Origin of the sequence: Mesorhizobium loti (genome assembly GCA_014189435.1) — a bacterium.
Classification (GTDB): domain Bacteria; phylum Pseudomonadota; class Alphaproteobacteria; order Rhizobiales; family Rhizobiaceae; genus Mesorhizobium; species Mesorhizobium loti_G.
Genome location: CP050293.1, coordinates 439,064 through 450,985, shown reverse-complemented (window position 1 = coordinate 450,985; position 11,922 = coordinate 439,064). Strand labels below are relative to the sequence as shown.

Annotated in this window: 11 protein-coding genes; 3 read left to right on the top strand and 8 right to left on the bottom strand. The window is 64.4% G+C overall.

Translation table 11 applies throughout. From position 1 onward, the window contains the following. Positions 1-30: 30 nt before the first annotated feature. The 5 genes from HB777_02175 to HB777_02155 form a co-directional block, all read right to left on the bottom strand. Positions 31-1,185, bottom strand: coding sequence for an ABC transporter substrate-binding protein (locus HB777_02175; protein QND62838.1), 1,155 nt, complete (start codon positions 1,183-1,185; stop codon positions 31-33). Positions 1,186-1,222: 37 nt separating this feature from the next. Beyond that, positions 1,223-1,948 (bottom strand): ABC transporter ATP-binding protein, encoded by a 726-nt coding sequence (locus HB777_02170; protein ID QND62837.1) that lies wholly within the window; start codon positions 1,946-1,948, stop codon positions 1,223-1,225. Between the two features lie 156 nt (positions 1,949-2,104). Next, entirely contained in the window at positions 2,105-2,689 is a 585-nt protein-coding gene (locus tag HB777_02165; protein QND62836.1) for a helix-turn-helix domain-containing protein, read from the bottom strand. A gap of 71 nt (positions 2,690-2,760) precedes the next feature. Next, positions 2,761-3,603, bottom strand: a complete 843-nt coding sequence (locus HB777_02160) for an N-formylglutamate amidohydrolase (protein ID QND62835.1) — start codon at positions 3,601-3,603, stop codon at positions 2,761-2,763. Further along, a complete protein-coding gene (locus HB777_02155) occupies positions 3,581-4,990 on the bottom strand; it encodes an aldehyde dehydrogenase family protein (GenBank protein QND62834.1) in 1,410 nt (469 codons plus the stop codon). Before HB777_02155 ends, HB777_02160 begins: the two co-directional genes overlap by 23 nt. 156 nt (positions 4,991-5,146) lie before the next feature. On the opposite strand from HB777_02155, the gene HB777_02150 reads away from it, so the two are divergent. The 3 genes from HB777_02150 to HB777_02140 all read left to right on the top strand — a co-directional run bounded on the left by HB777_02150 (position 5,147) and on the right by HB777_02140 (position 8,208). Then, positions 5,147-5,905 (top strand): SDR family oxidoreductase, encoded by a 759-nt coding sequence (locus HB777_02150; GenBank protein ID QND62833.1) that lies wholly within the window; start codon positions 5,147-5,149, stop codon positions 5,903-5,905. A 417-nt stretch (positions 5,906-6,322) separates the two neighbouring features. Beyond that, entirely contained in the window at positions 6,323-7,186 is an 864-nt protein-coding gene (locus tag HB777_02145) for a hypothetical protein (GenBank protein ID QND62832.1), read from the top strand. A 152-nt stretch (positions 7,187-7,338) separates the two neighbouring features. Beyond that, positions 7,339-8,208: a hypothetical protein gene (locus HB777_02140; GenBank protein QND62831.1), complete on the top strand. Its 870-nt coding sequence runs from the start codon at positions 7,339-7,341 to the stop codon at positions 8,206-8,208. Between the two features lie 290 nt (positions 8,209-8,498). Here the strand turns inward: HB777_02140 and HB777_02135 are convergent, their stop codons facing one another. From HB777_02135 to HB777_02125, 3 genes are all read right to left on the bottom strand, one after another. Further along, positions 8,499-10,013 carry an aldehyde dehydrogenase family protein gene (locus tag HB777_02135; GenBank protein QND62830.1) on the bottom strand — a complete coding sequence of 505 codons (1,515 nt, stop codon included), beginning with the start codon at positions 10,011-10,013 and terminating at the stop codon, positions 8,499-8,501. A gap of 185 nt (positions 10,014-10,198) precedes the next feature. Next, positions 10,199-11,473 (bottom strand): RNA polymerase sigma factor, encoded by a 1,275-nt coding sequence (locus HB777_02130; GenBank protein QND62829.1) that lies wholly within the window; start codon positions 11,471-11,473, stop codon positions 10,199-10,201. Continuing rightward, positions 11,470-11,844: a YciI family protein gene (locus HB777_02125; GenBank protein ID QND62828.1), complete on the bottom strand. Its 375-nt coding sequence runs from the start codon at positions 11,842-11,844 to the stop codon at positions 11,470-11,472. The genes HB777_02130 and HB777_02125 overlap by 4 nt, the downstream gene beginning before the upstream one ends. Positions 11,845-11,922: the final 78 nt, after the last annotated feature.

Below are 11,922 nucleotides of genomic sequence, written 5' to 3'. Positions count from 1 at the left end.
AAGGCTCGATCCTTCATCACTTGCTGCCCGTCAATTCAACGCCGGAACGAAGGTCGGTGGCGTGTCGGTGATGAGCACCCGCTTGCCGTTCGCAAACCCCATCACCGGCACCGCCTTGACCGGATAACCCTTCTTTTCGGCAAAGGAGATGATCGGCGCCGTGGTGCCGGGATAGCCGCCCGGCGCGCGGATCGCCTCGCGCAAGGCGGCGGGCTCGACCGTGCCGGATTTCTTCGCCGCCTCGTAACTGATCTGCACCATGTCGGCGCCGAGCGCATCGAAGATGCCGTTGATCTTGTAGCCATCGGCCTTGCACTGGGCCAGGAACTTGTCGATCGGGCTGTCGACGCCGGTCGCGCCATGGGTGGCGAACATCACCTTCTCAAGCGAGGCCGGATCACCGACGGTGCCTTCCAGCGACTTGTCGTCGAAGGCGTCGCAGCCGGCGACCCAGCCATCATAGCCATTGGCGCGCAGCTGGCGGATGAAGATGCCGACATCCGGCAGCACGCCGCAGATGTGGATGGCGTCCGGCTTCTGCGGCAACGCCTTGATGCTGGCGATCTGCGGCGACCAGTCTGATGTGCCCCAGGAATAGTTGAGTTTGGAGACGACCTTGCCGCCGAGATGTTCGAACACCTCGCCAAACCATTCCGGCAGTTTTTCGGAATAAGAGCCGGCATCGGGCGAGACCATCAACGCCACGGTGCGCGCGCCCTTGGCGTAGAGCGCATTCGCGGTCGCAGCCGCATTGATCGGGTCGGGCACCGCGCCGGCGATGAAATTATCGAGGCCGGCCTGCTGCATCTCAAGCTGGGTGTTCGGCGCTGAAAACACTGTGGCGCCATAGGGCGCGGCGATCTGCGCGGTCGGGATCAGCGCATCCGGGAACGGCACGCCGGTGATGATCTGGGCACCGGCATCGAGGAACTTCTGGCCGAGCGAAACCGAGAGCTGCGGATCGGAGCGGTTGTCCTCGATCATCAGCTCGACCTTGGGATCGCCGGCGCCTGCGGCCTTGTTCAATTTGTCGGCCATGCAGCGCGCCCCTTCGGCCTCGCTGTAAGGCGCGTAAGTGCCGGTCATCGCCACGGCGAGACCAATCTTCAGATCGGCGGCGCCCGCATGCGTCACTTGCAAAAACCCTGCCGCGACCACCGCGGCCCCTAAAATCTTCCTGTCCATTGACCCTCTCCCTTGTTGTTCCCGACCCTAGGCGCCGTCACGATGCCTCGGACTGCCCGACATAAACCTCGATGACGCGCGGATCGCGCCACACCGCTTCGGTCTGCCCGGAGGCGATCACCTGACCCTGGTCCATGACGCAGAGCCGATCGCAAAGCCGGTTGATGAAGCGCAAATCGTGATCGATGACGATGGTCGCGCAGCCGACATCCCGGCGAATGCCTTCGATCGCCACCGCGAGCGTTTCGGACTCACCTTCATTGAGGCCGGCCGCCGGCTCGTCGAGCAGCAGCAGCGATGGACCCAGCGCCAGCGCGCGGGCGATTTCGAGCCGCCGCTGGCTGCCATAGGACAGCGTGCCGGCCGGAACGTCGGCAAAGCCGTCCAGCTGATATTGCGCAAGCAGTTGATCGACGCCGATGCGTGCCGCGGCTTCCGGCCGAACCGCCTGGCAGGTGATATGAGCGACTTCGACATTCTGCCGAACGGTCAAATCCTTGAACAGGCGGATGGTCTGGAAGGTACGCGCGACACCCGCCCGGGCGCAGTGCTCGGGGCCTTGGCCGGTGATCTCCTTGCCCGCCAACCTGACACTGCCAGTGTCCGGCCTGAGCACGCCGGAGATGGCATTGACCAGGGTCGATTTTCCGGCGCCATTGGGGCCGATCAGGCCGAGGATTTCGCCAGCCTCGCAGGTCAGCGAGGCACTGCGCAACGCCTGCACGCCGCCAAAGGTCTTGCTGACTGCCTCAACCGACAGCATCGGTCACATCTCCCATCCGGCCGATGGCTATTTCTCCTGTCGGCCGGTCAACAGGATGCTAGACCCCGGACTTTTCCATAACAAGTATTTTTTTCCATTTTAGAAAATATTCTTGAGGCGCTGAGCTTTCGGGCTGGGAATCCGGCTAGGCCGGTATCAGACGCCGGCGCCGGCCGGCAGCCCGTCGCGTGGCACGGTGTTCGACATCAGCATGATCACCGGCTCGTCGCCCAGCGCGATATAGGCATGCTGCATTTCACCGTCGAACAGGATGCTGTCGCCCGGCTGCAGCACTGTCGGATCATAGTGGATGGTGTGCAGTTCCAGGCTGCCGCTCAGCACGTGGATGAACTCCTCGCCCGAATGGCTGCGCCAGCCGCCATTCTCCTCGAAGCTCCTCGCGCGCAGCGTGACACGCCAGAAAATGTTGGTCTTGTCGCGAAAATCGCTGCACAGGACCTCGAATTCCATCGCATTGCCCTGGTGCAGGATGCCGCTGCCGGCGCGCGTGATCGAGCGGCGCGCCTGCATGCCCGGCTTCGGGCTGAACAGGAAGGAGGCCACCGGCACATGCAGCACGCCGGCGATCATCAGCGCGACGTCGACCGTCAGGCGGGCTTTGCCGTTCTCGAGCTTCGACAATTGCGACACCGAAAGGCCGGAGCGTTCGCTGAGATCGCGCAGCGTGATGTTCTGCTCCTTGCGCGCATCGCGGATCTTGCTGCCGACATTACCCTGCATCGCCCACGCCCTTGGCTGCCGTGTTTCCAATTCGACAAGCTCTAGCGGCGCGCCTCGGGGGCGTCCAGCCTTTAGACGGCTACGGCTGGTTTCGGCCATAGCGACATCGCGACGGTGGCAAAGACATCCTCCAGGGTGCGGCTGACGAGCTCGAATGTTTCCGGATCGGAAAGCAGGTCGTTGCGGACTTCGAGATAGAGGCAGGGCCTTCCCTGTTCCAGCCCGTGCCGGTTCAGCGTGTAGCCGACCGCCTGGCGCCAGTCATAAGGCTCGTTGTCGCCGACCCTCAACCCGGCCTCCGCGCCCCGCGCGCCAAGGGTTTTCAGCACCGAGGTGACGAAGGGGGACGGCTCCCGCCACAGCACGCCGATGTCGACATTGCGCCTGACACCGCCCATCACCGGGGTGAAGGAATGCACCGAGATCAGCGCCTGCCGGCCCGCCGCGGCCTCGATAACAGCCTGTTCGACCGGCGCCCAGGCGATCCTCTTGCGCAGCCTGACATCGACTGCATCGGGCGCCAGATTGCCGGGCACCGGAATGCCGCCGAGATCCGGGCGCATGAAGTCCCATTCACCGGCCGGCCTGTTGTAGTCGAGGAACAGCCGCGAATAATGCGCGACCACGGCCGGCGCCCGCAATGCCCGCGACAGCCGGCGCGTCAGGGCATCGATGCCGATGTCGACAGCGAAATGCGTGCCAAGATAGGGTGCTGCGAGGCCAAGATCGGACCACGGCGCGGGCACGCGATTGCCGGCGTGTTCGGCGATCAGAAGATAGGGGCTTGCCGCCTCGACGCGCAGCCGCTCGACGCTGGCGGCGGCCAGCGCGGCGATTGCTCCATCGTCAAGCCCTGCAAGGCTCGCGGCGCTCACCGGGCCGACCTCCGGATCAGCCGATGACGGAGCGGACATGATAGGCCTTCGCCGCCGTCGCCTCCGCCAGGCCGGCACGGCCATTGGTGCGGCCGAGACCGGAATTCTTGATGCCGCCCCAGGGCAGATGCAGATCGGCGTGGTCGCAGCGGTTGAGATAGACGGTGCCGGCCTCGACCTCGTCGAGCAGCGCCACGCCGCGATCGATATCCCTGGTCCAGATCGAGGCGCTGAGGCCGAAATCGCTGTCGTTCATCAGACGGATCGCCTCGTCATCGCTGCCGACCGACTGGATGCAGGCCACCGGCCCGAACAGTTCGTTGCGCATGATCCGCATGTCGTGGTCGACACCGACCAGCACTTCCGGCGCGACATAGGCGGCGCCGAGGCCTGAGGCCTTGAGCCCACCATCCTGCGGCATCAGCCGCCGGGCCCCTGCCCGCACCGCCTGCTCGGTGAGATCGCGGATCGTGTCGGCGGCACTCGCCCGCACCACCGGGCCGACCATCGGCTTCTCGCCGATCGGATGCCCAATCGTCCATTTCGCCGTCTCGGCGACCAGCGCTTCGATGAAGCGGTCATGGATCGCCCGGTCGACATAGATGCGCTCGACCGAGCAGCAGGACTGGCCGGCGTTGGAATAGGTGCCCTCGGCGATCTGCGGGATCGTTGCCTCAAGGTCGGCATCGGCCCTGATATAGGTCGGATCCTTGCCGCCGAGTTCGAGATGAACCTGTGTGAAGGTGCCCGCGGCGGCGGCATGGACGCGCCGGCCGCCATTGACCGAACCGATGAAATTCACCGCGTTGAAGGCGCCCGAGGCGATCAATTGCTCGGCATCTGCATGATCGAGATGCAGGCTCTGGAACACGCCCTCGGGACCGCCGGCGGCGCGGAAGGCGTCCTCGGCCAGTTCGGCAATCAGTGGCGTCTGCGGCGAATGCTTGAAGATCACGACATTGCCGGCCGCAAGCGGCGACGTGACGAGATAGCCAAGCATGGCGGTCGGGTAATTCCACGCGCAGATCGACAGATGCAGGCCACCCGCCACCGGTTTGGCATAGCGGCGGATGGTCTCGTCCGAAGGATACGGCACATCGGCCAGCGTTTCCGGTGCGATGTCGGCAAGCAGCTGTCCGACCAGCGCCAGGCGCGGCGTCTCGTCGGCCTGCCACAGCGGCCGGCCGATCTGCCAGGCCACCATCTCGGCCAGCGGCGTTGCCCGCGCCTTCATCTCCTCGCCGAAGCGCAGCAGGATTGCCAGCCTGTCGGCCAGCGGCGTCCGCCGCCAGGAAGGCAGCGCAGCACGAGCCCGGGTGAGCGCTGCCTCGATGGTGGAACCATCGGCATAGGAGCGCGTCGTATAGGTCGAGCCGTCGACGGGAGAAGTCACGGAAAAGGTCCGCGCGCCGGAATGCAGGTTCATGCTGTTGAAATCCATCCGAGCTGAGAGGTCATTTTGGGTACGATATCGCGATTTTCCATTTTGGCAAATTTTTTCTAATACCGCTTGATGGATTTTTAGTCCGCCCCTATTGTCACTCTCGATCGGCATTTCGGCAGAAGCAGACGAGGGGTTCAGATGATCGCTTACGATTTCACCGGCAGGCATGCGGTCGTCGCCGGCGCAGGCGGCGGCATGGGCGAGGCGATCACGCTGGCGCTGCTCGATGCCGGTGCCTCCGTCACCGCCATCGACGTGAAGGCCCGGCCGGCCTCCCTCGCCTCTTACGACGACAGGCTCACCTTCGCGCAGGGCGACCTCACCGACGCCGCCTTTGTCGAACAGACGATCGGTACGGCGGGCCGCGAGCGCGGTGGCATCGACTATCTCGCCAATGTCGCCGGCGTGCTGTGGTTCGGCCGCGACAAGTCGGCCCTCGAGATGGATCTCGACGTCTGGGACGAGGTGTTCAGGATCAATCTGAAATCCTTCGTGCACACCGCGCGGTCGGTAGTACCCCATATGCGCTCCGGCGGCCGAGGCGGCGCCATGGTGCATTTCTCGACCATCCAGTGGTATCGCGGCGACGCCAACCCGCAGGACGCCTATCAGGCATCCAAGGCCGGGGTCTGCGCGCTGTCCAAATCGCTCGCCATGCAGCTGGCCGGCGAGCGCATCCGCTCCAACGCCATCTGCCCCGGCATGGCGCTGACCCCGCTGCAGGCGCGCTGGGACACCGAGGAGAAGCGCTCGGCCGTGGCGAGCTACGCGCCGCTCGGCCGCATCGGCACGCCGCAGGACATGGCCAATGCGGCCCTGTTCCTGCTCTCCGACGCGGCGAGCTACATCACCGGCATCGAACTTGCCGTCGACGGCGGCCTGCTGATGCGCATGTAGCCAGCACGCCCGCTGCCGGAGGCCATGGTCCAGACCGCGACCCTCGATCTCGACATCCATCGCTCGGCCACGGACGGCGGCACATACGGCGGCATCTACATCGGCGACGGTGCCGATGGCGGCTACGATCCAAACGGCTGACGCAGGCCGACAATGATCGCGTGGCGCCTCCGGCGACTTTCGGGGGCGCCGGTTTTTTTCCGATAGCGGATAGAAGAAGGCAAAAGCCTACTGGACCGACGCGACAGCGGATGCGACGTCTCCTATGCTCTGGCCGCAGCAATCAGTTAGCACGCCGCTGGCCGCTATCGGACAGCGCCTCTTCTCCAACTTTGGTACCCTCTGGACACAGCTGTCGAAGGCTGAAAAATGTGGAACGCAACTCCGCGTTTGGAGTTGAATCGGAACATGAGGAGGATGACGCTGAATCTGGAAGACATTGCCGGCCATCCGGCCCTGCATCGCCATGTTCAGGCACAGTCTTTGGCGCTGATCCGGATCTATGAAGAGAGCCCGCGGCTGGCTTCGATTTTCGCGACGCAGCAGCGTTGGCTATTGGGCCATGTCGGCCTTGCCATGCATTTCAGGCGCGACCCGCACGACCGCCGCAAGGAGTTGACGGTATCCCGTTTCATCGAGTTCGTGCACCAGCATGCCGTGGCCAGCCGCAACACGGCGGACGCTTTCATCAAGGAGATGCTCCACTACCACATTGCCGAGTATGTGTCGGGCGGGGACGGCCGCACACACCCCTTGCAGCCGACGGCGGCAACCGTCCAAACGTTTACCGGCTGGGTCCTTGCCCATTTGCGGACGCTGGATCGCCTCGACGGTGCTGACCGCTTGGCCAGGTTCCTGGAACACCCCGAGATGGTTGCCAGGCTGCAGCCTCTGGTGGCGGACGGCCTGCTTGCCTCCAAGCCGGTGCGCGAGCCCAACCAGACCTTCTCCCTGTTCATCTGGCTCAACAATGGCGGCATCGTCATGGACTGGCTGATGTCGGGCATCGACCCCGATCATGCCGGCCTGGACCGGATTCCGACCAGTGTGGTTTCGATCGGAGATTTCGCCAAATGGCTCAAGCTGTCGCGGACCCACCTTGCCCGCAAGCTGCGCGCCGCCGAGGAACTCGGCAGCATCGGCTGGCTCGGCCAGCGCGGCCATTCGGTGATGTGGGTGTCGAAAACCTTCTACCAGGAGTACATGACCGTCCAGGCCGCCAAGCTGGCTATTGTCGATGCGGCCTTCGACGCCTGTTTTCCAACCCCGGAAGACCGCTGAGAACCGGCGCGGATCGATATCTGCCCGGACCGTGAACGTTATCTCCTGGCGATCATAACCTGTTATAGACCGGGCGCGTCTGGACACGGGCCGTGAAGGCTGAAAATGTGACCTGCGTCTTCGCGTTGGGGGGCTCGACGCACGGGGGGAGAATGGCGCTGACCTTGAACCATATTGCCGGTCACCCGGCATTGTATCGCTGTGTCCGTGCCCAGGCGCAGGCGCTGATCCAGGCCTACGAGATGAACCCGAGGCTTGCCTCGGTGTTTGCCACCCAGCAGCGTTGGCTGATGGCGCATATCGGCCTTGCCCTGCATTTCAGGCGGGAGCCCGACGACTACCGCAAGCAGTTGACGGCGGCGCGTTTCATCGACGTTATCCGCGAGAATTCCGTCGCCAGCCGCAACACCGCCGACGCCTTCCTCAAGGAGATGCTGCATTACAATTTCATCGAGCATCTGCCGGCAACACAGGACGGCCGCATCCGCCCCATTCAGCCAACGGTGAACACGCTGGAGACGGTTGCCGGCTGGATGATGGCGCACCTGCACACGCTGGACAATCTCGACGGCGCAAACCGCCTGGCGACGTTCCTGGAGCGGCCCAACGCGCTTGCCAGGGTGCAACCGCTGGTGGCCGACGGCCTGGTCTCCTCCAGTCCCGTGCGTGAGCCCAAGCAGACCTTTTCGCTGTTCACCTGGCTCAACAATGGCGGCGTCGTCATGGACTGGCTGATATCGGGCGTCGATCCCGACCATGCCGGCCTCGCCCAAATCCCGACCGGCATCGTCTCGATCGGTGACTTCGCCAAATGGCTCAAGCTGTCGCGAACCCACCTGGCACGCAAACTGCGCGATGCCGAAGACCTTGGCAGCATCGGCTGGCTCGGCCAGCGCGGTAACTCGGTGATGTGGGTGTCGGGCGAATTCTACCAGGAGTACATGGCCGCCCAGGCCGTCAAGCTGGCCATCATCGACGCCGCCTTCGAGGCGAGCCTTCCGTCGGCCGAAGCTGGCGATTGATTGGAGCATGATGCCGAAAAGTGTGAAGCGGTTTTCGGACAACATCATGCTCTATCTCGTCTAGAGCCGGATCGGGTCGCATCCCCGTGCGGGAGATGCGAAAACGTGATAGGGTTTCCATACAGGTTTGCCGCTGCCTGCGCGGCACCCTGCACGGAGAGGAACCCTGCATGAAAAAAATTATGAAAAACCGACGCTGGACAAGCGCGAAAGACTGTCCAGCGTCACGGCGAGTTGCGCATCATCGACCTGCGCGATCTGATCGCCGGGCGGTCAGACCTCCGGCGTTCTCAATCGATATCGAAGGAGACGCCCTGGGCCAGCGGCAGCGCCTTGGAATAGTTCACCGTGTTGGTGGCGCGCCGCATATAGGCCTTCCACGCATCGGAGCCGCTCTCGCGGCCGCCGCCGGTTTCCTTCTCGCCGCCGAAGGCACCGCCGATCTCGGCGCCCGAGGTGCCGATGTTGACATTGGCAATGCCGCAATCCGACCCGTCGACACCGAGGAAGCGCTCGGATTCCTGCAGGTCGCGGGTGAAGATCGATGACGACAGGCCGGCCCCCACCGCATTGTGCTCGTCGAGCACGGCGTCGAAATCCGAGTACTTCATCACATAGAGGATCGGCGCGAAGGTCTCTTCCGTCACCGGCGAAACCTGGCTTTGCATTTCGACCAGCGCCGGATGCACGTAGTAGGCGTCCGGATGGCCGTTCTCGACCCGCGCCCCGCCGGTCACCTTGCCGCCATGGGCGGTGGCTTCCTTCAGCGCCTTCTGCATGGCGTCGAATGCCGCCTTGTCGATCAGCGGCCCGACCAGCGAGGAGGTTTCCAGCGGATTGCCGACCGACACGCTTTCGTAGGCCTTCTTAAGACGCGGAACCAGCGCGTCGTAGACGCTGTCATGCACGAACAGGCGCCGCAGCGTCGTGCAGCGCTGGCCTGCCGTGCCCATCGCTCCAAAGGCAATCGCGCGCAGCGCCATGTCGAGATCGGCTGTCGGGCAGACGATGCCGGCATTGTTGCCGCCAAGCTCCAGCACCGCGCGCGCAAAGCGCTTGGCCAGGCGCGGGCCGACGTCGCGGCCCATGCGGGTCGAGCCGGTGGCCGAAACCAGCGGCACCTTGGGGTGATCGACCAGGATCTCGCCGACGGCCCGGTCGCCGATCAGCACCGGCGCCAGGCCCTGCGGTGCGTCCGCGCCGAAGCGCTTGACCGCACGCTTGAAGATGGCCTCGCAGGCAAGTGCGGTCAGCGGCGTCTTTTCCGACGGCTTCCACACCACCGCGTCGCCGCAGACCAGCGCCAGCGCTGCGTTCCACGACCACACCGCGACCGGGAAATTGAAGGCGGAAATGACGCCGACGACGCCGAGCGGATGCCAGGTTTCCATCATCCGATGGCCCGGGCGCTCAGTGGCGATGGTCAGACCGTACAATTGCCGGGAGAGGCCAACGGCGAAATCGCAGATGTCGATCATTTCCTGCACTTCGCCGAGCCCCTCGGACGGGATCTTGCCAACCTCGATCGAGACCAGCCGGCCAAGCTCGGCCTTGTGCGCGCGCAGCTCCTCGCCGAGCAGCCGCACCAGTTCGCCACGCCGCGGGCCCGGTACCATCCGCCACGCCTGGAAGGCCTTGTGCGCGGCATCGATCACCTTGGCTGCGTCAGCCGGCGAGATCGTCTTCAGCGCCGCGATCTGCTCGCCCGTCACCGGGCTCTTCACGATCATGTCGCCGCCGACAAGCGCGTCCTTGGCCACACCCAGTTTCGCCAGAAGCTCGGTCGTTTCCTTGGCTATCGTCATTTTTGTCCCTTTCAGATCCCGTCGCCATCATATGGCGCCGGGTTAAGCCTTTGCCGTGTCGCCCGCGTACCGAAAGGCACTTCAGGCACAGTCATGGCGTGGCATTACTCGTTTCAGGGGAAAATCGCCACCCCGGCATGGTCCAAGCCCGAGCGACACGATTGAGCCAGATGGGCGGATGACGCTCAGTTTGCCTTTTTCGCCGGCGGGCGCACGGCGCCGTCCTTCATCAGCCGGTCGATATGCATGCGGATATGGGCTGCTTCCGCCGCCGTGTTGGCAAGCGCGATGGCGCGGTCGAAGGCGACGCGCGCCTCCTCGCCCCGGTCAAGCTGCATCAAAAGGCCACCCTTGAGGCCGAAGAAGTGGAAATAGCCCGAAAGCCGGTCTTCCAGCGGCTCGATCATGGCGAGCGCCTCTGCCGGTCCACGCACCTTCGAGACAGCAACGGCCCGGTTGAGCGTGACCACCGGTGACGGCTGCATCTGCTCGAGCAAGCGGTAGAGCAGGTCGATCTCGTTCCAGTCGGTGTCCTCGGCCTTTTCGGCCCGCGCATGCAGCGCGGCAATAGCCGCCTGCACCTGATAGGGGCCGGGCTTGCGATGGCGCAGCGCCTTGTCGACCAGCGCCAGCCCCTCATCGATCATCTTGCGGCTCCACAGGCTGCGATCCTGATCCTCGAGCAGCACGATCTCGCCGTCTTCGTCGAAACGGGCCGGTGCGCGCGCATGCTGCAGAAGCAGCAGCGCCGTCAGCCCCATGATCTCCGGCTCGGTCTGGAACAGCCGCAGCAACAGCCGTGCCAGCCGGATCGCCTCCTCGCACAGCGGCGCGCGGGCCGGCGCCTCGCCGCTGTTGGTCGAATAGCCCTCATTGAAGATCAGATAGACCATGGCGGCGACAGCGGCGAGCCGTTCCGACCGCTCGACCGCGCCCGGCGTCTCGAACGGCACGCCGGCATCCGCAATGCGCGCCTTGGCGCGGGTGATGCGCTGCTCCATAGCGCTTTCGCCAACCAGGAAGGCGCGCGCGATCTGCTTGACGGTGAGGCCCGAGACGATGCGCAGCGCCACCGCGATCTGCTGCGTTGCCGGCAGATCGGGATGGCAGCAGATGAACAGCAGCCGCAGAATGTCATCGCGGTAGTGCGCCCCGTCCAGCCGCTCGGCGATATCGCTCTCGGCGTCTTCCAGGTCGGAAATCTGGTCTTCCTCCGGCATCGGCGCCTGCTTGGCGCGCTTGCGCACCGCATCGATGCCGCTGTTGCGGCCGACAAAGATCAGCCAGGCCGCCGGGTCGCGAGGCGGGCCGTTCTGCGGCCAGTTCTTGATGGCCCTGAGGCAGGCGTCCTGGAAAGCTTCCTCCGCCGTATCGAGATCGCGGAAATAACGCAGCAGCGCGCCCATCGCCTGCGGGCGGGCGACGCTGATCGCGGAGCTGATCCAGGCGAGTTCGGTCATGCGGAAACCTTGGCGGGATTGAAGATCGAGACCGGCCGGATCTCATAGGAGCCGCCGCTCGGATTGACTTCGGAAAGCTCGCGAGCGAACTCGACGGCCTCGTCGAGATCGGCGCATTCAAGCGTGTAGAAGCCGAGGAACTGTTCCTTGGTCTCGGCAAACGGACCGTCGATGACGACCGATTCGCCCTTGACCTTCCTCAGGGTCGTCGCCGCCGTGGTCGGCAAAAGCCGCGCCACCGGGCCAAGCCGGCCGGCCTTGGCATACTTGTCCTGAACGTCGAGGAGATTGGCCATGACTTCGTCGTCCTGTGCCTTGCTCCACGAGCAGACGACATCTTCGGAAGCATAGCAGAGGATTGCGTAGAGCATGGCTGGTCCTTTTTCTCTGTCAAAGGACGAAACAGTAAGACCGATCCCGACACGACGTCGATAAAAAAATCCCGATGC

Bases quoted from the DNA above. Each gene is read 5' to 3' on its own strand.
- HB777_02130 (QND62829.1), bottom strand. From the start codon at position 11,473: ATGACCGAACTCGCCTGGATCAGCTCCGCGATCAGCGTCGCCCGCCCG.
- HB777_02170 (QND62837.1), bottom strand. From the start codon at position 1,948: ATGCTGTCGGTTGAGGCAGTCAGCAAGACCTTTGGCGGCGTGCAGGCG.
- HB777_02155 (QND62834.1), bottom strand. From the start codon at position 4,990: ATGAACCTGCATTCCGGCGCGCGGACCTTTTCCGTGACTTCTCCCGTC.
- HB777_02175 (QND62838.1), bottom strand. From the start codon at position 1,185: ATGGACAGGAAGATTTTAGGGGCCGCGGTGGTCGCGGCAGGGTTTTTG.
- HB777_02140 (QND62831.1), top strand. From the start codon at position 7,339: ATGGCGCTGACCTTGAACCATATTGCCGGTCACCCGGCATTGTATCGC.
- HB777_02135 (QND62830.1), bottom strand. From the start codon at position 10,013: ATGACGATAGCCAAGGAAACGACCGAGCTTCTGGCGAAACTGGGTGTG.
- HB777_02160 (QND62835.1), bottom strand. From the start codon at position 3,603: ATGTCCGCTCCGTCATCGGCTGATCCGGAGGTCGGCCCGGTGAGCGCC.
- HB777_02165 (QND62836.1), bottom strand. From the start codon at position 2,689: ATGCAGGGTAATGTCGGCAGCAAGATCCGCGATGCGCGCAAGGAGCAG.
- HB777_02145 (QND62832.1), top strand. From the start codon at position 6,323: ATGACGCTGAATCTGGAAGACATTGCCGGCCATCCGGCCCTGCATCGC.
- HB777_02150 (QND62833.1), top strand. From the start codon at position 5,147: ATGATCGCTTACGATTTCACCGGCAGGCATGCGGTCGTCGCCGGCGCA.
- HB777_02125 (QND62828.1), bottom strand. From the start codon at position 11,844: ATGCTCTACGCAATCCTCTGCTATGCTTCCGAAGATGTCGTCTGCTCG.